This is a genomic window from Maribacter sp. HS (assembly GCF_048059195.1).
GTDB lineage: Bacteria > Bacteroidota > Bacteroidia > Flavobacteriales > Flavobacteriaceae > Maribacter > Maribacter dokdonensis.
Genome location: NZ_JAYLVV010000005.1, coordinates 465,180 through 488,836, shown reverse-complemented (window position 1 = coordinate 488,836; position 23,657 = coordinate 465,180). Strand labels below are relative to the sequence as shown.

General features: G+C 34.9%; 24 protein-coding genes. 18 read left to right on the top strand and 6 right to left on the bottom strand.

Annotation, left to right across the window (positions count from 1 at the left end; genetic code table 11):
* Positions 1-255: 255 nt before the first annotated feature.
* Together VBZ51_RS14925 and VBZ51_RS14920 are read left to right on the top strand one after the other, a co-directional pair.
* Positions 256-834 (top strand): Crp/Fnr family transcriptional regulator, encoded by a 579-nt coding sequence (locus tag VBZ51_RS14925; RefSeq protein WP_416577448.1) that lies wholly within the window; start codon positions 256-258, stop codon positions 832-834.
* A 60-nt stretch (positions 835-894) separates the two neighbouring features.
* Positions 895-1,725: a type II toxin-antitoxin system RatA family toxin gene (locus VBZ51_RS14920; protein ID WP_416577447.1), complete on the top strand. Its 831-nt coding sequence runs from the start codon at positions 895-897 to the stop codon at positions 1,723-1,725.
* 127 nt (positions 1,726-1,852) lie between these two features.
* Here the strand turns inward: VBZ51_RS14920 and VBZ51_RS14915 are convergent, their stop codons facing one another.
* Positions 1,853-2,821, bottom strand: a complete 969-nt coding sequence (locus VBZ51_RS14915; RefSeq protein ID WP_416577446.1) for an IS110 family transposase — start codon at positions 2,819-2,821, stop codon at positions 1,853-1,855.
* Positions 2,822-3,255: 434 nt separating this feature from the next.
* Between VBZ51_RS14915 and VBZ51_RS14910 the strand changes: the two genes are divergently transcribed.
* The 7 genes from VBZ51_RS14910 (at position 3,256) to VBZ51_RS14880 (ending at position 8,256) form a co-directional block, all read left to right on the top strand.
* A complete protein-coding gene (locus VBZ51_RS14910; protein WP_416577445.1) occupies positions 3,256-3,471 on the top strand; it encodes a hypothetical protein in 216 nt (71 codons plus the stop codon).
* A gap of 373 nt (positions 3,472-3,844) precedes the next feature.
* A complete protein-coding gene (locus tag VBZ51_RS14905) occupies positions 3,845-4,297 on the top strand; it encodes a hypothetical protein (protein WP_416577444.1) in 453 nt (150 codons plus the stop codon).
* 351 nt (positions 4,298-4,648) lie between these two features.
* Entirely contained in the window at positions 4,649-5,098 is a 450-nt protein-coding gene (locus tag VBZ51_RS14900; protein WP_416577443.1) for a hypothetical protein, read from the top strand.
* A 242-nt stretch (positions 5,099-5,340) separates the two neighbouring features.
* The gene (locus tag VBZ51_RS14895; RefSeq protein WP_416577442.1) at positions 5,341-6,057 is read left to right on the top strand and encodes a hypothetical protein; all 717 of its coding nucleotides are present in this window, start codon (positions 5,341-5,343) and stop codon (positions 6,055-6,057) included.
* Complete coding sequence (locus VBZ51_RS14890; RefSeq protein WP_416577441.1) at positions 6,057-6,920, top strand: hypothetical protein; 864 nt, start codon at positions 6,057-6,059, stop codon at positions 6,918-6,920. Before VBZ51_RS14895 ends, VBZ51_RS14890 begins: the two co-directional genes overlap by 1 nt.
* Positions 6,921-7,055: 135 nt before the next feature.
* Positions 7,056-7,646, top strand: a complete 591-nt coding sequence (locus tag VBZ51_RS14885) for a GNAT family N-acetyltransferase (protein WP_416577440.1) — start codon at positions 7,056-7,058, stop codon at positions 7,644-7,646.
* A 40-nt stretch (positions 7,647-7,686) separates the two neighbouring features.
* A complete protein-coding gene (locus VBZ51_RS14880; protein WP_416577439.1) occupies positions 7,687-8,256 on the top strand; it encodes a hypothetical protein in 570 nt (189 codons plus the stop codon).
* Positions 8,257-8,446: 190 nt separating this feature from the next.
* Here the strand turns inward: VBZ51_RS14880 and VBZ51_RS14875 are convergent, their stop codons facing one another.
* The 5 genes from VBZ51_RS14875 to VBZ51_RS14855 form a co-directional block, all read right to left on the bottom strand.
* Positions 8,447-9,112 carry a helix-hairpin-helix domain-containing protein gene (locus VBZ51_RS14875; protein ID WP_099192050.1) on the bottom strand — a complete coding sequence of 222 codons (666 nt, stop codon included), beginning with the start codon at positions 9,110-9,112 and terminating at the stop codon, positions 8,447-8,449.
* Positions 9,113-9,322: 210 nt separating this feature from the next.
* Positions 9,323-10,369 (bottom strand): adenylate/guanylate cyclase domain-containing protein, encoded by a 1,047-nt coding sequence (locus tag VBZ51_RS14870; protein WP_416577438.1) that lies wholly within the window; start codon positions 10,367-10,369, stop codon positions 9,323-9,325.
* 80 nt (positions 10,370-10,449) lie between these two features.
* Positions 10,450-11,793: a TolC family protein gene (locus tag VBZ51_RS14865; RefSeq protein WP_416577437.1), complete on the bottom strand. Its 1,344-nt coding sequence runs from the start codon at positions 11,791-11,793 to the stop codon at positions 10,450-10,452.
* A gap of 16 nt (positions 11,794-11,809) precedes the next feature.
* Positions 11,810-14,929, bottom strand: a complete 3,120-nt coding sequence (locus VBZ51_RS14860) for an efflux RND transporter permease subunit (protein WP_416577436.1) — start codon at positions 14,927-14,929, stop codon at positions 11,810-11,812.
* 8 nt (positions 14,930-14,937) lie between these two features.
* Positions 14,938-16,032 (bottom strand): efflux RND transporter periplasmic adaptor subunit, encoded by a 1,095-nt coding sequence (locus tag VBZ51_RS14855; RefSeq protein ID WP_416577435.1) that lies wholly within the window; start codon positions 16,030-16,032, stop codon positions 14,938-14,940.
* A gap of 158 nt (positions 16,033-16,190) precedes the next feature.
* Here VBZ51_RS14855 and VBZ51_RS14850 point away from each other — a divergent pair, with 158 nt between their 5' ends.
* From VBZ51_RS14850 to VBZ51_RS14810, 9 genes are all read left to right on the top strand, one after another.
* Positions 16,191-17,087, top strand: a complete 897-nt coding sequence (locus tag VBZ51_RS14850) for an AraC family transcriptional regulator (RefSeq protein ID WP_416577434.1) — start codon at positions 16,191-16,193, stop codon at positions 17,085-17,087.
* A gap of 106 nt (positions 17,088-17,193) precedes the next feature.
* Positions 17,194-17,523: an ArsR/SmtB family transcription factor gene (locus VBZ51_RS14845; protein ID WP_074673558.1), complete on the top strand. Its 330-nt coding sequence runs from the start codon at positions 17,194-17,196 to the stop codon at positions 17,521-17,523.
* Between the two features lie 71 nt (positions 17,524-17,594).
* Complete coding sequence (locus VBZ51_RS14840; RefSeq protein WP_215997602.1) at positions 17,595-18,062, top strand: DUF6428 family protein; 468 nt, start codon at positions 17,595-17,597, stop codon at positions 18,060-18,062.
* 21 nt (positions 18,063-18,083) lie between these two features.
* Positions 18,084-18,716: a low molecular weight phosphatase family protein gene (locus VBZ51_RS14835; RefSeq protein ID WP_300025156.1), complete on the top strand. Its 633-nt coding sequence runs from the start codon at positions 18,084-18,086 to the stop codon at positions 18,714-18,716.
* Positions 18,717-18,718: 2 nt separating this feature from the next.
* Entirely contained in the window at positions 18,719-19,774 is a 1,056-nt protein-coding gene (gene arsB, locus VBZ51_RS14830; protein WP_416577433.1) for an ACR3 family arsenite efflux transporter, read from the top strand.
* A gap of 217 nt (positions 19,775-19,991) precedes the next feature.
* Positions 19,992-20,807: an oxidoreductase gene (locus tag VBZ51_RS14825; RefSeq protein ID WP_416577432.1), complete on the top strand. Its 816-nt coding sequence runs from the start codon at positions 19,992-19,994 to the stop codon at positions 20,805-20,807.
* Positions 20,808-20,838: 31 nt separating this feature from the next.
* On the top strand, positions 20,839-21,945 hold the full coding sequence (locus VBZ51_RS14820; RefSeq protein WP_416577431.1) for an MBL fold metallo-hydrolase: 1,107 nt from the start codon (positions 20,839-20,841) through the stop codon (positions 21,943-21,945).
* Between the two features lie 10 nt (positions 21,946-21,955).
* Positions 21,956-22,870: a helix-turn-helix domain-containing protein gene (locus tag VBZ51_RS14815; RefSeq protein WP_416577430.1), complete on the top strand. Its 915-nt coding sequence runs from the start codon at positions 21,956-21,958 to the stop codon at positions 22,868-22,870.
* A 155-nt stretch (positions 22,871-23,025) separates the two neighbouring features.
* Entirely contained in the window at positions 23,026-23,628 is a 603-nt protein-coding gene (locus VBZ51_RS14810; protein ID WP_416577429.1) for a TetR/AcrR family transcriptional regulator, read from the top strand.
* The last annotated feature ends 29 nt before the right edge of the window (positions 23,629-23,657 follow it).

Below are 23,657 nucleotides of genomic sequence, written 5' to 3'. Positions count from 1 at the left end.
GCGTTTGTGTATGTCGATACCAATGAATAACTTAGGTGTAGCAGTAATTTGAGTGTTCATATCTTTGATTTTTAGTTCATCTTAAAGATACTCGACTTACTGCTTTTACATAGATGCTAACCGCAATTACGGCGGATTCGACTACGTCCGAATCCACTCGGAATTGCTAAGGCTTGTGCTAAACCGAAAATAATCGCTAATTTAACCCGTAACTGACGGTTATACGAGACCGTTGGCGGTAATTATAAAAAAACATTGGAACAATTAAGAAACTGCATATCGAATCAAATCAAAATTGACAAAGAATCTTTAGAATCTATTGTTTCAGCTTTTGATATTCAAACAATAAAGAAAGGAGAATTTTTTATAAAATCCGGTAGAATCTGTCAAGAAATGGCATTTATTCAATCAGGATATTTAAGGATGTATGACATTGCAGACGGAAAGGAAATTACTTTTTGGATTGGGAGCAACGGAAAATTCATTACTTCTCTTTCGAGTTTTATTTTTAAATCCGAAAATTTTTGGAATATACAAGCAGTAACCGATTGTACCATTTTTGTTATTAAAAGACAAAAGCATTTTGAACTTTGCAAGCAACAACCAAAATGGCTCGAATTTGATAATTTGTTGTTAGCACATTCATTCGCATTGTTGGAAAAAAGTATGTTCTCTCAACTTCATACCACGGCACAACAAAGATTTGAGAATTTGCTCAATGATGAGCCAGCACTTTTTAACCACGTACCTTTACAATACATTGCCTCTATGCTCGGAATCACGCCCGAATCTTTGAGCAGATTAAGAAAAAACCTAAATCAACCAACTTCTTAACATTTATCAAGAGAATTTAGGTTCATTTCAAAGAACTTTGCCAAAACAAATTTTAACGAAATGAACAAATTAAAAACCGCTTTAAAAGCGAATGCAATATTTTCAGGAACATCTGGCATACTATTAATTGCCTTCAATCAACAAATTGCTAAAATTTTCGAGACCGAGAACAACACAGTATTTTGGGTTGTCGGGCTTGCTTTGGTGTACTTTGCTTGTACAATTATTTTGGAAGTTATTAAACAAAGGTCGCTAGCCATTTTATTGATTATAGTTCAAGATTTTATTTGGGTAATCGGTAGTATAGTTTTGTTAATAATGAATCCCTTTTCAATTTCAATAGCAGGAAACGTAATTATCGGAATCATTGCTATAATTGTTCTGTTTATGGCGATTAACCAAGCGATAGAATTAGCGAAAATCGACAATAACCCTAATAAAAAAGGCAAACAATGGCATTTTGAACGAACGGTAAAGGCTGACAAGAAAACAACTTGGCAACTAATTTCCGATGTTGGGAATTATGCTATGTTTGCCACTAACATTGATGATGTGAAAATAATTTCGGGAGACGGAATTGGAATGGTACGAACTTGCTCTCACGGAAAAGACACTTGGGCAGAAACTTGCACTTTGTGGACTGAAGAAAAAGAATATGCCTATGTCGTTCACACAACCGAACCTGATTATCCCTATCCATTCAAGTTTCTGAACGGATTTTGGGCTGTCGAAGAAATTGATAAGACTACAACCAAAATTGTATTACGATTTGAATTCCAATACAATAAAAAAATTCAAAACACCTTACTACATCCATTATTCAGAACAAAATTCTTCAAAGTAGCAGAAGGACTTTTGGACAATTGGCAAAAAGAACTTGAGCGGAAATAACTACCGCCAACAAAGAACTGAGATAAAAAACAAACAAATTCTTCTTTAATCCGAGACAATATTATTTCAGGCTCATAGATTCAATAACTTGATTCTTTGAGCTTTTTTTATTCGATCTATTTTCTATTTATCCAGGCAATGTAGAAACGTAAGTTTCATCATATGGTCTTCCAGATTTTGCAATGGCAAAAGACTGTTTGAGTAGTTTGTTAGCTACAGCGATCAATGCCAGTTTCTTGCTCTTCCCCTTGTTCACGATTCGCTCATATACCTCTTTGCAAGGCTTGTTATGTTTACAGGCATTGAAAGAACATAGAAACAGTAGATTACGAAGCTTTCTATTGCCGACCTTGCTTATTCGCGCACGACCTCTCACACTGCTCCCCGATTCCCGTATCGTTGGGGTTATACCTACATAGCTACAAAGCTGTGCCGCATTTTCGAACTTATTGAACCCATCGGTGACCACTATTAGGAACAATGCAGTCTTTTGACCTATACCGGGTATTGACATCAATAAAGTCAATTGCTCCTGTTGGTCCTCTTTTACCAATGACAGAATCTTTGATTCGATAGCGGCTACCTCTTTATTGAGCAGTTTCTTATTACGTATCAAGGAACGATAAACAAACTTTGAAGGTATGCCGAGAACAGCTTCTCCGTGTATCTTGTTCTTGGTCGCGGTACGTTGTTTTAAATAGATATCCAATAACCGGAACAACTGTAAACATTCGCTCTGGATATCCGTCAAGGCATTGTAAATAGGTACCTCGTTAATAAGGGCATACTCACATATAGCCTTGGCATCGCTCTTGTCCGTTTTTACTTTAGCCAGTTTCATTTGAATGAAACGTTTTACGGATAATGGGTTTACTACTGAAACTATTACTCCATTTTTGTAAAGAAACTGGGCAAGTCTATAATGATAATAACCGGTAGCTTCCATAACGACCAACGAACATTTGGGCAGTTCCTTAAGGAATTTCTTAAATCCAGTTTCATCGTTCTTATACTGGTCGTGACCTTTGTTACTACCATGTACATCAAAGACATCTTTACTGATGTCGACTCCAAAAGTTTCTTTATATTTATTCATAAGATATATTTTATGAAAGAACCGGCTACTTCTGCTCACAACAACTTGAAAACGAGATCTAAGGTCTCACACCTGCCTGCCGGCAGGCAGGGAACTGAACGTGATCTAAGTAGTAAAAGAGAGAGGGTTATCAATGTTGCCGAAGTCTAAAGCTTCACCGTATATAGTAACCTTAATTCTCTCTTTTGTTCTTTCTAGTTATATCAACAATTTACTGAGAATCAAACTTAAGACGTGTATAAAACATAGCTATTACAGGCTTTCCGAGAGGTTTTTGCTTATTTTTTAAGTTCGCCAAAATTTTATTTTTGTATATTTAGAATTCAAAAGATAAATAGAAAAAATAAAAATTTGGCTCGTGTTAAATCCGAAAAGTTAGCGTTTTTTTATACACTACGTTTCATACACAAGACCGTTGTAAAACATTTAAAAAAATGAAAAATCTTTTAATAAGTATCTTTCTAGGTGCTTTATTCAATAGCATATTGGGTAATTTCATGACAGTTCCTGAAGGAGGTGCAGGTGTAATTATTACTCTGATTTTTGCAGCATTCTCATATATCTCTCTATCATTATATAAAAATAGAAAAAGAAAGAAAAGAACATTTTTGCAAGAAAAGCTTGATAAAAACACCAATAAAACTGACTGATGCATTAAGATTTGTAAATGCATATACTAGTGAATTTCGATAAAGGAATCTCTCTCCTTTATCATCTTTTTTTTATTCATTTTATAGTATCTTCAAACTAAGAACCAAACATACGAGCTAAACCGTTGTAAGTAATTTTGATGCAAATTTTTGGACAAAAAAAAACCAACATTATTTTTAATTTTCGCAGCTTTAATTTTTTGGTTCGTTGGTCCAATAATTGTGAAATTCCAATTAAGGTTTCATAAAAAGCATAATCCAAATTTGATTGAAAAATCACCAGGTATTTTCAAAGGAATGAAAATCTTTTTCCAAGTATTTTCCATAATTTGTGTGTTATTTGCTTTCATTGTGCTTTTCGAAATTAAAATTAATGAGCAAATTGCAATTAAAATTTGATATTCCTAAAAATGGTTGGTTACCTACAAACTTTAAAACTTCGGACTTTGAATTGAATTTTATTACTTCAAATGTTCCCGAAAATCCGACTGACAAACTTTGTGAATCTCTAATTTTAACTCTGAACGGAATTGAAACGGAAATATGTTGGAACTTGGAGCCTGAATGTTATTTCTTTGAACTAAAACCAAGAGGAAAGGGAATTGACTTTATTATTTCAAAAAGTGGTGGAATAAGTAAAAAACGTAATCTGATTTATAAATTGACAGGAGATTTTAAGACTATGATTTTACCAATGTATCGGAGTTTAAAAAAGTTCAATTCATTGGAATTTGATAAAACGAATTGGAAAAAAATTGACCAAATAAAACTAAATAAATTAACTGAATTAGTAACTGAAAGAAAAAACTACTTACAACAATTGTAACCGTTGCACAAGCCTATAATTAGAGATAATCACTATCGATATAAGCCTCTTAAAGGGGCTTTTTTTATGCTAAACTAGAAGTTGAACATGAATTTTCCATGCGCCCGAGAAAGGCTTTTCAAGTAATGGACCATAATTTTTACGAATAATGGCAAGGCAAGCTTTCCCGCCCCGCTTTTGGAGCGTTCGTTCTCGAATTTCAGGTACTCCTGCCGGCAGGCAGGCAGGTTTTGAGATTGTAGGCGATCGCCGAGAGGTGCAACACCTTGTTTACCTGTGCGAACCCGATAGTGCTATCTAATTTCAGTACGCAACTATTCAAAAGAATTACATCTATAAAGAAAACTACAAATGAGAAAAGTCTACTTATTAGTAATACTTTTTACAATAATTTTCCAAAGTTGTAATAACGACAATTGTGGAGAATGTTTTACTCCACCTCAAGGTTTCAGTTTTGAAATTGTTGACAAAACAAGCGGAGAAAATTTATTCACAAATGGGATGTTTAACTCCAATGAAATTACAATAACTGACAACTTAAATAATGATGAACCTATAGATTTTTCCTTTATTTCGGAAAATGACATCAACATTATTCATATTAGTTCAATTGGGTGGGAAACAGAAACCGTGAATTTGGAAATTCATATAGCCAATAATCACATTTTTGACTTTTATGTAAATGCTGAAAGAAAAATAGAAGACTGTTGTTCTTATACGGATTACAATGAAATAATGGTCCTCAATTCCGAATTTGAATTGAATACTGAATCAGGAACTTATGTTATTTTCACGGAATAAACACTTTTAATCAACTAAGCATTTACAATGCCCTCTTATTTTAACTCATTAAATACAAAACATTATATTTAAAGAACTAAAGCTACCTCTAAATTCTTATTTAGCATCAAATTCAAAATAGTATGGCATTACATTAAGTGCCACCCGTTACCTAAAAAAAGATAAGCTAATACAATAAAAGTTAATTAAACCTTCTTCGTATTTTAGTACTCTTAGTAAGGTCAAATTCCACAAATACGTTTATGAATATATTTACTTATCACCTGGTTGAAATATCATTTTCATATGCAGTGAAAAGTTTGTTTGTAAACCCTCTAGACAAAGAAACACCTGGTCTTGTACATGCTGAGTATATGACAGCAATGAAATTAGGTGCCCCTATCTTTTCCCCATCAAGATTTTTAACAAGACAGATGGCAGTATTTGCACAATGGGAAAATGAAAAAGCACTTGATGACTATTTACAAAAAGAGAAATTTGGTGCCCAACTAAACAATGGTTGGCATGTACGACTGGCATTTATGCGACAATGGGGAAAAACCAGTAAATTCAAAATACCGGAACATAAGGCAACATTAGAATTAGCTTCCTCACCAGTAGTTGCCGTGACCATTGCACGAATGAAACCATGGGCAATTCCCAGGTTCTTACGTTGGGGCAGACCTGTAGAAAAATTGGTCCGTGATCACAACGGCACCCTATTATCAATGGCATCATTTAAATTTCCCAATACCATTTCAACTTTCTCTATCTGGAAAACAGAAAAAGAAATGACCAATATGGTCCACGGTCATAGTAAAATGGCTCAACCCAAAAGACATGCAAATGCCATGAAAGAAAGAGAGAGAAAAAGTTTTCATTTTGAGTTTGTAACTTTAAGGTTTAAGCCCATTTCAGAATTTGGCACATGGCAGGAAAAAGACACCTATATTCCATACTTTGAATTGCATACAACTTGATGGAAATAGCTTCATTAAAACAAAATTTTCAAGATTGGATAACGCAGCAATGGGTTATACTTTTTGGTAAAAAAATAATTCGCAAAGACTATGAATGGCTAGTTGGTCCGTTTGGAAACACAAAAGGTATTGGTCAAAAATTCATTCAGCAATTAGCTGTTAGGGAGCAATTGGAAATAGAATTAAACCAAATTAACAAGGGACTTATACCATCTATTGACCAACTAGGACTTACATCACAAGAACAGGAGCGTTTATCTAAGAACGTAATAGATTTTTATGAAAATACGAGTAACTACGATTTTGACCTTACCGTAAAATGGAATCCTTTTTTTAAAGCTTTTGGTTTCTTGCTAAAAATATTGTTCAGCAATAGAATTGAACAATTAAATCTTCCCATGAAAAACAATACAGATGCTAAAATTTTAAAAAGTGATATTATCCACTTAGTAGACAAGAAAAGTAAAGATTTAAAAAGAACAGTTTGGCTAAGAACATTTGCAAAAAGCAATCAAGTAGTGTATTCCGGGGTATACGAAACTTGTATAATACCAAATGGAAAAAGCTGTATTAAGGCGATGTTTCCATTACCAAACGGAAATGCAACCGTTATTCTAGAGCCCAGTGTAGGCAGTAACGGTGAATTAGTTTTACAATCGCTAGGAAAAAGAATTGGAGAAAGTGGATTTTATTTTTTACTGGAAGACACCAATGGAAGTTTATGGACCAAGTATATAAAATCATTTAAAGATAAACTTGTTGTGCATGATGAAAATGATAAAATAAAAGCAGTACAAACTATGACTTTATGGGGCTTTAGAGTATTGACTTTTATCTATCACATTGAACTCAAAAGTTGTTGATCTTTTCTTATAAATTAGGTTTTTGATATTTGTAAAATAATCTTTGAGTGTATCTATTTTTTTAGTGCCTACAATTAGTCTTAACAGCATGTATACAGGCTAAATTGTCAGCTTACATACAAAAATGCATTGAGTATGAACATAGAACTTTTAGACACTACTATTCATTTAGAAAATGATAGAGTGCTTTTACTCCCTTTTAAAAACAAGAGGAACAAAGAATTAAAGAACATAATTTTTGATACAGATATTTGGACTTATATGGGTATGACCATGAATAACGAGCTCGAATTTGAAAATTATTTAAAAAATACTCTGAACGACCAAGATATGGGCGTATGCTACCCGTTTCTTATTATAGACAAACGAACAGATCAAGTAGCCGGAAGTACCAGATATGGCTACCTTAATAAAGCCAGTCAAAAATGTGAAATTGGATGGACTTGGTATGGCACACAATTTCAAGGCACAGGACTTAACCATGCTTGCAAGTATGAATTACTAAAATTCGGATTTGAAAATATCGGATTTAGAAGAATACAATTCAGTGCTGATGAAGACAACCTACGATCACAAAGAGCCATTGAAAAGTTAGGAGCAAAAAAAGAAGGTCTATTTAGAAACAATTACATAGCGCCCAATGGCAACAGTAGAAATGATGTGTATTACAGCATTATAAAAGAGGACTGGAATATAACAAAAGCCAAAAAATTTCCTGATTTTTAGAGACCCAACAAACCTTTGATCAATATTTAAAATATAACATATGGGATTATTCAATTTATTTAATAAGAATAATAGTAAACAACAGTTTAATCAACTTGCAATTAATAAAAAGGTAGATGTACAAAAAATCAAGAAATACATAAACGTACCTAAATCTATTGAAACTCGTATGTTAGAAATAGATTCAATTGTGCTTAACAATGAAAAAGATTCTGAAACTAAGACCAATGAGCTTTTAAAAATATATGAATCTCTTACCGATGATCAAAAAAGAACCAGGGCGGGTAGATATATTATTGTACATATAGCAGAAGTATATTTTGCGGCAAGAATGATAGACGAGGCTTTCGAAAATTTCAATTTTGTAATGCAATTTAAGGATACTATTGGCAACCCGTTTTTACATCTTAGGTTAGGTCAATTAAACTACCTGACCAAGAATACCGACAAAATGTGCGACGAACTAAGTAGGGCTTTAATAATGGGCGGAGAATCTATTTTTAAAGATGAAGACCCCAAACTTATTGAAATGGTAAAAAGTGTATTAGAAGAACCCGCAGACTGTTCCTGGTCTGAATATGAGGGGCAAGATTTCACTGCTACCCAGTAAAACCTAATATCTTACTTTTTGCGCTACATTAGCACACAAAAGGTTAAATCATTTTAAAAAATAGACACCTAATTTCTTAAAAATGAAAAAGCCAGTTGTTTTTTGAATTCATTACAACACTCCAAAAAACGTTAAATACAAAAGCCCCAATTTTAAAGTTGGGGCTTTTGTACTATAGCATATAGCTAGTTTACTTTCCTCCGTCTAATTTATCTTGCAGAGTTTTTAATTTATCCCAGTCACCAGAAGCTGCCAATTTAGCTTGCTTTGGCCATGTACCTGGTTTGTGCATAGTGTAACGAGGCCCAGCAGCTTTTAAAATTTCCTCTAAAGATTTTACTGATGCCTTACTAAGCGCACTGAAAGTACCATAACCATTCTCGGTCAATATTGATGCAATTTTAGGGCCAATACCTTCAATTTTCTTAAGATCATCTTTTTTTGCCTTGGTCGTTGTTTTCTTCGCTACAGGCTTTTTGGCAACCGTCTTTTTAGCTACTGGCTTTTTAGCGGCAACTTTCTTTACAGTTTTCTTTTTTTCCGGTAAAGCACTTAAATCAACCACACTATTATCTATTCCAAAATATGGAGAAGGTACATATGCGTCTGCAGCATGGTCATTGAACCAGCCCTTATCATCACTCAAATACCTAAATTCATATTTTTTACCATTTTCCAGTTTTACACTCTTCTCATAGCTACCACCTTTCTTCTCCATTTGAAAAGAACTATCGTTTGTCTGCCAATTATTAAAATCGCCCAATAGTATTACGTTAGACGTACTAGGTGCTTCATTTTCCGCTATGGTAAAGGTGACTAATGTATATTTTCCTTTTACTTGTTTTTTCAGTGCCATTTTTTATAGTATTTTATTCTATTATAAAAGTAACATAGAAAATACTCATTTTCAAAAGTTTAGGTTAAGAAATTGTTGATTTAATGTATTCGGTTAAAAAGACACCTTAAAATTGCCAAACTAATAAAATCTCTTACTCCAGATTTTTCTTCTGTAAATTAACATCACTTCATGTCAACAAATATTTTATGTAAAAAGTATGGCAGAATACTAGCTTAATAAGCGATACACTTTTTCATTAGACGTTCTACCTGTAAGCATATAATCTCCTATATAATCCAACCGGTCTACACCATGGCTCAAAAGTGAAAAGAACGAATTCGAGAAAAGAATATCTTCATTGATTTCTTTGCATAATTGACACAATCTGGCTCCCGTATTTAAAACAGTGCCATGAAAAGCAATATCCCTTTTATAGTCCCCTACTTCAGCAATGGCTACTGTACCATAACACACACCAGATTTAAACTTAGGTACCCAACCAAACTCATCTTCAAATTCATGTGCCGTTGCATCTAAATTATCTTGAAAATCCTTAAATAGGTCCAGGCATTGTTGCGCTGCAATACTGTTAGATTTTTGCCACGTAAGTACCGCCTCATCCCCTACATACTGGTACACCTCAGCATCATAATTTTCAATGTGATGGGTTAACTTGCTAAAGCATTCTTGTATGAGTCTGCTATATTTAAGGTGCCCAATTTCTTCGGCTATTGTCGTAGACTGATTTAGATCTAAAAACATAAATATACGCTGAGCTTCTTTCGGTTTAAAATAAGTACCCATGATAATATCATAAAGATTTGTAGAACCAAATTTTCTAGAAACCTGTGCATATAAACTGAAATGAAAACTAACTACAAAAAAATATATGATATAGAATATATTAAGTGAAGACCCTAAATAGGCATAATGTGCATTGACCGCTTCATTAGAACTTGGTGGCATTAATTCAAAAATTATATATGTACCTACAAAATGTATAAAGTACATCACCGCAAATTGTAAAATGGCTTTTATGAATACCACTTTCGCAAACGGATAATCTCTAAGCATTTTACGTAACAAAAAAACATCGCTTGCACTAATTACCAAACAGTAAACCAGCACAAAAGGTAGAATTGAGGTAAATGTATATTCTAAATAAGCAAGCCAATCTTCACTTTGAAAAATTTTTATATTCAGCACTATGTCAAATACCATTATGGCAATTAGCCACATTACCGCCAGGGTCAACATTCTAAATATCTGTTTCATTTTCATACGGACCTGATATTCCTTATTGATGCTGGCAATCTAGAAATTTCTGAAATATAAAGTTTAGGCTATAGCTTTGGTTATTGTTTTAAACTCTCTAAAGTTGGAACTACCAATTGATCCGTTCTGTACAGATAAGTGATTTCTTTATTTTCATAATTTGTATAGGCGTCTATCAATGTAGATTGGGCATTCTGCGCCATGGCCTGTGCATCTAATAAATCGGTTAAATTACTTAAGCCGTTATCATAATTGTCTCTGTTCACTTTTAAGTTTTCTTCTGCCAATTGCTTGTTTTCCAATGCATATTGAATTTGCTCATGTGCATTCAACAAATCATACCAACTTTGGGTAATAGCCACTTTTAATTGGTCTATACCATCCATACGGTTGTTCTGGGCTATTTCTTCTTGTATTCTTTCTTGCTTAAGTCTTTGCTTACCGCCGCCCCACCAATCTGAAATGGGGATACTTAAAGAACCAAAGGCTAAGCCGGTAAACTGGCTATCCAAATCATCATCAAAAGCACCAAATTCAACGGCACTCACTCCTACCGCCAAAGAAGGTAACATATCTGCTTTTGCCATTTTAGTCTGCAGGCTACTTGCCGTGATAGACTTTTCAAGCAGTTCATAATTACTGTTACCAGTAAGATCCATATCTGGCTCGGTATACATAAAATCAGGAACCATTGTTTGATCAAAATCTGCAGCGGCTTTCATATTTGGTGAATAAGCCACGCCTACATAAAGAGAAAAATCCAGCAATGCGAGTTTGCGCATATTCTCCAATCTACTTTTATTTAAAAGCAATTCGCTACGGTTGACCTTTACCTGTAACAATTGGTTTTTGGCAATAAGACCCGCTTCCAATAGATCCTGCTGTTGTTTTAAGAGTTCATCTAGATAAATCTCATTGGTCTCTACCACTTTTTGTTGCTCTTGTATTTGTACCAATTGCCAAAACTTATTTTCGGTTACCAACAAAACGCTATCTACCGCTTGTTCCGCCCTGATTTGTGAAGTCTCCAGTTGTATATCTGCCAATGCATTGGAGTTTCTAATTTTTCCGCCGGCATAAATTACTTCGGTTGCCGTTGCACTGGCATTATATAAGTTATCTATACCATTGGGAAGAAAACCCTCTATAGGACCAATGAGATCATTGGGCGCATATAGCCCAAGTGCACTAGCCTCTACATTAGGAAAATAGTTTGCCACCATTTCCCGTTTAAAGGCTTCTGATTTCTCTATGGTCAGCAAACCGTTCTTAATGGCATTACTATGCTTTAAAGCAGCTTCTTTACTTTCTTCCAATGAAATTTGTTGGGCAAAAACATTACCTAATATAGCCACGGAACAAAATATCGTTAAAAAGCTACGTGATTTACCAAACTTGAATAAATAAGTATTTATGTGTTTCATTACTTAAATTCTACTATTAAACATTAGTGTTGACCACTTCTTCCGTGGTAGTCTCATTATCCTCTTTTCTAAAGAACAACCAGTACAGCACAGGAAGAACAAATAAAGTAAGCACCATGGAGAACATGAGTCCGAATGCAATTACGGTACCCAACGGCCCCCATAAGCTAGAGCGACTAACGATCATAGGTATTACCCCAACAGCTGCTGCGGAAGATGTCAAGAAAATAGGGCGCATACGTCTTTCCGCTGCTAGAATAGCGGCTTTTTTAACACTGTAGCCATGTTCATGCCTTAACTCATCTGCATAATCAATTAATATAATTCCGTTTCTTACTACAATACCACATAGCGCCAAAAGACCAAGGAATGAGGTAAATCCAAAAGGATACTGCATCAATATCAACCCTAAAGCCGCGCCAAAAATGCTCAATGGCATGGTGATAAAACTTAAAAGTGCGTGCATAAAGTTTTTGAAGTGCCATAGCAGTATCAAGAAAATCAATACCACACTAAGCATAAGGGAAAGTCCCATTGGTTTATTGTTCTCTATTTGCAGCTCGTACTCACCACCATACTCTATTCTGATATCCTCGGGAAAGGTAATTTCATCAATATGAGGTGTCATTTCTGCGAGTACCTCATTGGCAACCGCATCTTTGGTAATGTCTACACGAACGGTAAGGCAACGGTTTCCATTTCTATTGGTAATTTGTTCTTGAGACCATTGCGGGGTAATCTCGGCTACTTGTCGTAAAGGAACCTTTGCTTGTTTCTGTGCAGATATTATAGATAGCTGACGCAGATCCGATACATTTTGCCGGTGCTGATTCTCACTTTTAATCTTCACATCAATAGTATACTCCTCATCCCAAACCTCGGTAGCTTTTAAACCCGTAGTGTTCACTGCAACGGCATTGGCAATATCCCTGTTGTTTAGACCTAACCTTGCAGCTTCATTCTGCTTAACATCCATTTTTACAGCTTCTTTCATGCTGCCAAAGTCAGTTCTGCTCCAAAGTGTTTTTGGTGTATTACGTGCAATATTGATTATGGTATCGCCATACTTTTTAAGCTGATCAACATCAGTACCATATAGTCGCACCTCTATTGGAGCGGCGGTGCCTGCCATATCCAATTGCTTCATCCTTAAATATGCATTTGGATACATATCCGCATATTTTTCATCATACTCGTTCAAAACCTCAACCGTAGCATCGTCAGATATGGTGGTTACCAAAATTTGCGCATAGTTTTTTGCTGGCAGGTTTGGTGCATACAACGTATGGAAACGAGGAGAACTTTGACCAATAAAACTGGTGTAAAATGCTACACGCTCATCGGCTTTTAATACTTTCTCCAATCCGTTTACCACCTTGGTAGTTTCATCTAGACTACTCCCTGGGTTTAAATTGATCTCTATTGAGAATTGATTACGTTCCACTTTTGGAAATAATTGCTGGCTAATGCCTCCAAAAAGCAATACACCAACTACTACTGCCGCAATACCTAAACCAATGGTCAATTTATAACGCTCCATGGCTTTATTGACCGCATTGTCAAAAAAGGACTGCAACCTGTCCAACATAGATTTTTTATCATCTTGTCCTTTTTCTTGAGGGTTATCATGTAATCCCTTTTTTATGAAAAGTGAATTAATGAAAGGCACCAATAAAATAGATATGATCAAGGATAATGTAAGCGCAATAATTATAACGTACGGAAATGCACTAATAAAATCTGATGCCACACCTTCCATGAAGAACAACAACGGATAAAATGTTGCCGAGATAGCCAATGTTGCGGTAAATACAGATGGGAAAAGCTCTTTGGCGCTACTAACGGCAGCTTCAGGTATTGACATACCCTCATCAAGTTTCTCTACATAGTTATCTATAATTACAATAGGATCATCTACTACAATACCAAGTACTACAATAAGCGCCGCTAACGTTACCGTATTCAGTTCTATTCCCATAAAATACATTATGGCAAGTGTAGCAGAAATGGTAATAGGTATGGTTGCTGCCGCCACCGATGCCACCCTGAACGGAAGCAATATTAGGGTAACGATGATTACACCGATCAAGGCATAACCAAACTCTTTCATAAAGTGGCTTATAGAATGATCGACCACTTCTGGCTGATTCGCAATTTTTGTAATGGTAATATCACTTGGCAATTCACTGATCACCTTTTCTAATCGCTCATCTATTTCTTCACCAAATTGAACAATGTTGCCTTTCTTCGCCATTTCTAAAGTAATGATCATACCTTTAGAGCCGCTAATGGTCAAATAAGAATCTGGATCATCATATTCACGAACAACACGGGCAACATCTCGTACACGTATAATATTTCCGTTTTCTTCCGTTTTTATGGATTGATTGGCAATATCAGCTTCGGTCTTCAAGGTAGTTTCAAGATAGATAGGTCTTTCCCTTTCTGAATTTTCCAAGGTACCCGCACTAACCACGGCACCTTGATTCTGTAAACTGTTGGAAATACTGCCAGGCGTTATGCCATAACTAGCCAATTTATCTTGATCTACATACACGGCAATTTGCTCTGTAAGTCCGCCCGAATGCGAAATTTTCGCCATGTTATCTATCTGTCGTAATTCATCTTCGATATCCTCTACATGGCGTTGCAGATCTTTGTAAGGTCTGGTATCTGACTGTACACCTAGAATTAAGGCAGCCGTACTACCAAAATCACTGTTCACCATAACACCCTGAACTTCTCTAGGAAGCTCAAGCTGTTGAAAGATCAACACCTCTGACTTTAGCTTATTCCAAAACTGTTCAGTAGCATTATGGTCAATTTTGTCCGATATCTCTACATAGATGTACATTAGACCATCTTTGGAATACGAATAGGTTTTGGTCTTATCAACCTCATTGTACCCAAATAAAAACTCTTCTACTTTTGATGTCAGTTCTTGCTCTACCTTTTCAGAAGAGGCACCCGGATACGACCCAATGATAAGACCTTGTCTTATGGTAAAGTCGGGGAATTCGTTTCTAGGCATGTTAAAAAGCCCATAAGCACCCATTAGTACCAAGCATAACGCAAGTACTATAGGAAATGTAGAATGTTTAAAGGCCCAATCTATGGCTCCGCTTTTTTTCTTCATCTTAAAAACTACTTAGCGTCATTAACAATTTCTACCGGTGTACTCTGTGTTAGTTTGTGATAACCAGATATAATAAGATGATCTCCTTTGGCAAGTCCCTTTTTAACCACTATACCACTATCATACAATTCGCCAGTTTCTATATATTTTCTTTCCGCGATACCATTGTCAACTATATATACATATTGTTTACCATCTTCGGTAACCGCAATACTTTCTGAAGGAATTACGATAACCTCTTTTACATTTTTATTCTGGTCTACCTTATCCTGTAAACGCACATTACAGGTCATACCAGGTTTTATCTGCTTATCAGGATTGTTCAATTTTACATATGCCGTATACACAGGTGAGCCTTGATTGGATTGTATGGAAACTTCATCCACAATTCCTATAACTGATTTGTCCAATGTTGGAAGGCTTACATTTGCAGAATCACCTTTTGTTATGGAATTGATTTCTCCATCAGGTATTGGAAATACAGCTTTTACAGCATTGATATTCACGATCTCCACTACCGGTTGACCAGGTTGCGCCAAATCTCCAACATCCATCATTTTGTCACTTACATACCCGTCCATTGGGGCATAAAGTTTTGCATGGCGTACATTTTCATAGGTCATTTTTGCAGCTGCCTGTGCCTGTTCAAATTGTGATCTAGCTTCTAACATTCTTATCTCTGCAATACTTCCTTTTTGGAAGACATTATTGATACGCTCGTAATTTTCTTTTGCCAAACGTACCTGGGCAAGTTGTTGTTCATATTGGCTAGAGTAAATAGTAGCATCAATTTGCGCGATCAATTGGTTCTTCTTTACAAAGTCGCCAATAGATACAGGAACATGTACTACATTACCAGATACTTGAAAGCTAGACTTTATAGCTACATCTGCTTCTATTGTACCATTATAAGCTACTTTACCTTGAGAATTATTGGTATTGAGACCAACGTTGATAACCTCCACCTTAATGGTTTTATTCACCTTGGGTTTTTCCTCGTTACCACAGCTTATAGTTAATAGCACCAAAAAAACAATTGAAAGACTTTTTGGTAGATACCACAGGTATTTTTTCTTCATACCAAATTCAGATTTACGCATCATATTAGAATTATCTATTTTGAGGCGCAAAGTTAACGTAGCATCTAATCGCAAAAATGGTAATTAAATATCCTATTATGGTATTATTAGAACATTATACCATAAAAAAGCACTATTTAGCTCATAAAATGGTAGTTTTAAATAAATAAATACCATTTTTTATGGAAGATATACCACAAATTGGAATACCGGAACTGTATGCTGATTACGCAAATCAAAAGAGTAGCACACAGCCGAAATTTATTTTACTGAAGCCTGAAAATATGCCCGAATACATAAAAAGTGGCAATCCGTTTAGAAACGTTAACTACGGTATCTCATTTTTTGTGGAAAGTAATAGTGAGCTAAATATTGATTTCAATAGTTACAAGCCCAAAAAAAACACGGTCTATTTTGGTAGCCCGGGGCAAGTTTTCGCGATTAACGGTGAGTTTACTGAAGGTATTGGCGTACTCTTTCAAGCAGACTTTATATTAAGACATGGAGCACAACAATGGTTACAATCCTTACCCATTTTCAATAGATTTTTAAGTGAGCCTTTTATTGAATTATCAGAAGAAGATTTACTTATGTTTCAACGACTTATAAATGAAATGGACACAGAATATGTGAATGATGACTTTTTAAAATACGAAATGCTTGAAGCTCAACTCACCCAAATTCTCGTAAAACTATCAAGACTTTATCGAGCTTCAAAAGAAAACAAAGTAACTGTTGACACCCAGCATATGATGGCTTTAGAGTCTTTAATAAACAAACAGTTTAAAAACAATAGAAGTGTGGTAGATTATGCCGCTCAATTATATATGACGCCCCAAAACCTTAACCGCATTACCAAAAAGGCTATGGGCAAGAGCGTAAGTGAACTGATCAATGAAAAGTTGATCATAGAAATAAAAAGGTATCTAGTATATACGGATATGAGTAGCGAAGAAATTGCCCATTTCTTTAATTTTTATGACAATTCATACTTTACAAAAACATTTAAAAAAGCTGTAGGCGAAACCCCTAAAGCCTTTAGAAAGAAGCAAAAAGAATTATTTTTCCCTACGAAATAGGCTCTAATTTATATTTATAGCCTTCACATAACACAAATTTAACGATCAATTATCTTTGTTGTTCTACATTATATCGTAATATTGCAATGAAACAATTATTTAAAGAATGGGTTTAGCAAAAACTGAAATGTTTACTGATGAGCAGAACAAGATATCCTTGTTCGCTAAAGCATTTGGTCACCCTGCCCGTGTAGCCATTTTACAACATCTATTTAAAATTGATACTTGTATCTGTGGAGATTTGGTCAATGAAATAGGTTTAGCACAACCCACTATTTCACAGCATTTAAAAGAACTTAAAAATTTAGGTTTAATAAAAGGCAATGTAGAAGGTACCAGTGTTTGCTATTGTATTGACAAAGAAAATTGGGCGAGCATGAAAGATATTATGACACACTTTCTAGATCAAGATATTTCTAGCAATAATTGTTGTTAAAAAAATTTGAATCCTTTTATCGCATTATTGCGATGTACTAATATAAATACGAAAATTTAAAACATAGCATTATGAAACTATCAGAAGTTAAAAAGCACTTAGCAGCACTTGACACTATTGCCTTTCAATTACCAAATGGCGAATTGGTACCAAATCACTTTCATGTTACCGAGGTAGGTAAAATAACCAAAAACTTTATTGATTGTGGCGGCACGGTCCGTAATGAAGAAGTAGTCAACTTTCAATTATGGAATGCAGATGATTATGACCACAGATTACACCCAGAGAAATTAATACACATTATTGAACTTTCTGAAAAGGTACTGGGAATAGAAGATTTGGAAATAGAAGTTGAGTACCAAGGCAATACCATTGAGAAATTCGGATTAGATTTTGACGGTGCCAATTTTAGACTAACATCTAAGCAAACGGACTGTTTAGCAAAAGACAACTGTGGCATACCGGCAGAAAAACCAAAATTAAATCTTTCAGAAATCAATAATGAACCTTGTTGTTCACCAGACGGAAACTGCTGTTAACCATTAATAATACACCATAACATGATCACTAAAGAAACAACTATGTTACCAGAAATAGCGCAATTCATCAGCTCTTTAAGTACTGATTCAATTACAGAAGAACGCAAAGAAGTTTTACAACCGCTAATAGATTTTATTCAACAGAAAACAACAGCTAATTCAGCTATTAGAATAAACTTTATTTGTACCCACAATTCACGAAGAAGTCATCTATCTCAAGTATGGGCACAGACGATGGCAACATATTTCAATATTAAAAATGTGAATTGCTATTCTGGTGGAACGGAGGCTACTGCCTTATTCCCAATGGTTGCGGAGACTTTAAAGAATCAAGGATTTCAGATTCAAAAACTTTCAGAAACCAGCAATCCGGTTTATGCCATTAAATTTTCTGAGAACGAACATCCGGTCATAGGATTTTCAAAATCATATGAAGATCCGTTTAATCCCGCATCTGAATTTGCAGCGGTGATGACATGCTCCCAAGCAGATGGCGGTTGCCCATTTATTGCTGGTGCAGAAAAAAGGGTTCCTATTACTTTTGAAGACCCAAAGGCTTTTGACAACACACCGCAACAAGCTGAAAAATACGCTGAAAGAAGTATTCAAATTGCAACGGAATTGTTTTACATATTCTCACAAATCAATAAATAGAAATGGCATCTAAAAAATTAAGTTTTCTAGATAAAAATTTAACTTGGTGGATATTTGCCGCAATGGCTTTAGGGGTAGCGATAGGTTATTTTTTTCCAAGCTTTCCAGATATCATAAACACCTTCAATAGTGGCACAACCAATATTCCTATTGCCATAGGTCTCATATTAATGATGTATCCGCCATTGGCAAAAGTGAACTATGCGTTGTTACCAAAGGTATTTAGAAACACTAAAATTCTGTCTATCTCCTTAATCCTAAATTGGATAATTGGTCCTGTGTTAATGTTCATTTTGGCAATTACCTTTTTATCAGATTATCCAGAATATATGGTAGGTCTTATATTAATTGGTTTGGCTCGTTGTATTGCCATGGTATTGGTTTGGAACGATCTTGCCGATGGCAGCAGTGAATATGGAGCAGGTTTAGTAGCATTGAACAGTATATTTCAAGTATTTGCATACAGTTTTTATGCTTGGATATTTATCACCGTGCTTCCTCCCTACTTCGGTTTTGAGGGTGCCATAGTAGATATATCAATTGGCACCATTGCAGAAAGTGTAGCCATTTATTTAGGGCTACCATTTTTAATGGGGATATTAAGTAGATTGATTTTGGTGAAATTAAAAGGCGAAGAATGGTACACCACCAAATTTATTCCCGCCATATCACCTATGACGTTGATAGCGCTATTATTTACCATTGTCATCATGTTCTCTTTAAAAGGTGAACTGATTGTAGAAATACCAATGGATGTGCTGATAATTGCAGTACCGTTACTTATCTATTTTACATTAATGTTTATCATAGGTTTCTTTTTCACCAAGGCAACCGGAGCGGAATATGATAAAACAGCCTCTGTAGCCTTCACGGCAGCCGGAAACAATTTTGAATTGGCCATTGCAGTTGCTATTGCCGTATTCGGTCTAAATTCCGGTCAAGCATTTGCTGGAGTTATTGGTCCTTTGGTTGAGGTACCTGCATTGATTTTTTTAGTAAAGGTTTCCTTTTGGTTGAAGAAAAAATATTTTAATGTAGCCAACAAACCGGCTATTTAAGAACTTTGTCGCTTTTGAATACATAAATAATAGTCATTTAAAACTTAGCCTCTATGTACAAGATTTGTACATAGAGGCTATTTTTTTTTGCTGAAATCATAAGATGTATAGAATAGGAAAAAAGTATTCAATATTCGGCAATTAGCATACAGTTAGTAAGATGTATCACTTTACTTTTGTCAAGGTAAAACCGATTTATATATTTAAAAAAATACGCATGAATAAGGTAGTACTAATTACAGGAGCATCTTCTGGCATGGGGAAATCTACAGCCAACATTCTAAACGGTAAAGGCTATACTGTTTATGGTGCTGCAAGAAGAGTAGAAGAAATGCAAGATTTAAAACTACAGGGAATACAAATTATGCCATTGGATCTTACCAAAGACGATTCTATTGTATCGTGCGTAAACACAATACTAGATAAAGAGGGTAAAATAGATATTCTAATCAACAATGCAGGTTATGGGTCTTATGGAACTGTGGAAGATGTTTCCATAGCAGAAGCTAAAAGGCAGTTCGAAGTTAATTTATTTGGTTTGGCACGCATTACCCAATTGATATTGCCAAAAATGCGAGAAAACAATTATGGTAGGATCGTAAACATTTCGTCTATGGGCGGTAAGGTCTACCTACCCTTGGGCGCATGGTATTTTGCTACCAAACATGCTTTAGAAGGTTGGAGCGATTGCCTACGTTTAGAAGTTAAACCATTTGGGATTGATGTGGTCATTGTAGAACCAGGCGGGGTCAAGACCCCATGGGGATTAATTGCAGCTGAAAGTTTAAAAGAAACCTCTGGTTCAGGTGCTTACGCTACATTTGCAAATTCTGTGGCAGATACAATGAAAAAAGACTTTACCAATGATCGCTTTACAGATGTGCAAGTATTAGGAAAAACGATAGCCAAAGCAGCCACAGTAAAAAATCCAAAAATCAGATACGTAAAAGGATACTCTGCCAAGTTTGCCATAACAGCGCGTAAATGGTTCGGTGACCGTATATTTGACAAAGTGATTATGAGTCAATATTAATAGTATGATCAAAAGAATAATAAAAAAAATAATGATAACATCCTTAGCAGTAATAGGTCTACTGGTTATTGCCATTCTGGCATTTACCAATTTTTATCCAAGTTTTGGGGGTAATAGCACTAAAGAACAAAAACTTGCGTATTCAAAATCTCAACAATTTAGCAATGGTAAATTCCGTAATGTAAAACCGGTACCAGAAGACTTATCCTTTTCTGACAAGTTAAGTTTGGCATATACCTTTTTTACCACCAAAGTACCCAATGGGCGCCCTAAAGAAGATTTGGTGCCTAAAAAGTTAGATACTACACATATTGCAGATTATGATGGAGAGGCAAGATTAATTTGGTTTGGACATTCCTCTTTTCTACTACAGATCGATGGAAAAAATATTTTAATAGACCCAATGTTCGGTGCCGTTGCAGCTCCTCACCCACTTTTAGGAGAAAAACGATTCAATAAAGAATTCCCAATAGCCATTGAGCAATTACCACAATTTGATGCCGTAATCTTTTCTCATGATCATTATGACCACTTAGATTATGAATCTGTTTTGAAGATAAAGGGTAAAACAAAACATTTTTATACGCCACTTGCCGTTGGTAACCACCTTAGATCTTGGGGAGTTTCAGATTCACAAATAACAGAATTGGATTGGTGGCAAGAAACACAGTTAGGCTCCCTCAAATTTGTCTGCACGCCGGCACAGCATTTCTCTGGCAGAGGTTTAAATAACAACCAAAGTACTTTATGGAGTTCTTGGGTCATAACCTCAAAAAACGAAAATATTTATTTTAGTGGTGATAGTGGCTATGCAGATCATTTTAAAGAAATTGGAAACAAATATGGTCCTTTTGACATTGCCTTGATGGAATGTGGTCAATACAACAAATTGTGGTCAGATATTCATATGATGCCCGAAGAAACAGCACAAGCCGGTATAGATGTAAAAGCAAAAAAGATAATGCCTATTCATTGGGCAGGTTTTAAATTGGCCTTGCATGAATGGACCGATCCAATTATAAGAGTTGAAGCAAAGGCAGCCGAACTAAATATTAAAGTGATTGCACCCCAAATTGGACAAGAAATAATAGTAAAAGATTCAGTTACCACCTACCCCAATTGGTGGCAGAATATTTAAGTAATTTATAATGAAGGAAATTATTAAAGTTAACAATGTTGCAGACGTTCATTCTTACTTTAGTTTGGACAAACCAAAACACCCTTTAATTTCCGTATTAAGAATTGGCGAAAATTGGAACCAAATTGGTCTAGAAAATTTTAAATACTCTTTAGGACTTTACCATATTAGTTTAAAAGATAATTGTGTATTTACCATTAAAAACTATGGTAGAAATTCATATGATTACCAAGAAGGTTCTATGATTTTCATGGCTCCTGATCAAATAATGGAATTTGAAAAACAAAACATTAACACAACAGACCAGGGTTGGACGCTGATGTTTCATCCTGATTTAATTAGAAAATCTGAACTAGGTAAGAAAATAGACCTCTATACTTTTTTTGAATACGCCTCTAACGAAGCTCTACATTTATCAGATGACGAGAGAAAAACGGTAACTGAAATAGTAGAAAAAATTGAAAAAGAATACAGCGGTAATATTGACACTCATAGTCAAACCATTATTATTTCTAATCTAGAATTGTTATTCAATTATTGTGTTAGGTTTTATGACAGACAATTCTATACACGAACCAATTTAAATAAAGACATAGCAGCAAATTTTAAAAAGTTACTCAAGGAATACTACAGTCAAAACAAACAAATTGAACTTGGTATACCAACAGTACAATATTGTGGAGAAGCATTGAATATTTCGCCTAAATACTTGAGTGATTTGCTTAGAAAAGAAACCGGACAAGGAACCCAAGATCACATTCACCAATACATCATAGAAAAAGCAAAGAACAAACTATTAAACTCAAAGAAAAGTGCTAGTGAAATAGCATATTCTTTGGGGTTTGAATATCCACAGTATTTTAGTAAAATTTTTAAAAAGAAAACTTCCATGAGTCCTAATGAGTATAGATTAAACTTAAATTAGAAATACTTTTAGTATCATTAACTTTCTTTTTTTACCAGTATTCTCTAAATACGTTTTTTACTTCAACCAAAAAGAACAAACTATTTTCTAGTTAAGAATACGTTAAACATTATTAAAAACATTCTACTCCGTATTTTATTAAGCATATTTACGATATGAAACAGGCATTAAAATCTGAACTTTCCAAACAACTAATTCTTAACGAAGCCTTTAAGTTGTTTTACGAAGAAGGTTTTAAAACGACAAGCATTGATAAAATAATGAAGGCAACTACGATGACCAAAGGAGCCTTCTATCACCATTATGCAAATAAAAAAGAATTAGGCATTGAAGTAATTACCCAAAAATTACAGCGTAGAGTTCAAAAAAGAATGGTATATCCACTTTACCAAAACGGTAATGCATATGCTATTTTAGAAGATACTTTTTTAAACAGCCTTAAGTCTTTCTCCATGTATGAGAAGAAACACGGTTGCCCCACAAATAATCTCATCAATGAAATTGGGGATCATGAAAATGTATATCAAAAAGCACTAAAAAATATTATAGAGGAATGGAAAAGGGCACTCGTAGAATTAATTGAAAGAGGAAAGTCTGAAAACACCATTAAAAAAGATATTTCAAGTGCTGCGGCCGCTATTTATTTAATCAGCGCCTTTGAAGGTATACGTGGAATTCGAAAACTTTATGATGATGATGAAGTAATCAACGAATATCTAAATGGGCTATCTATGTACCTAAATCAAATAAAGCAATAATTTTTTTACCCAAAAACATACCACATAGA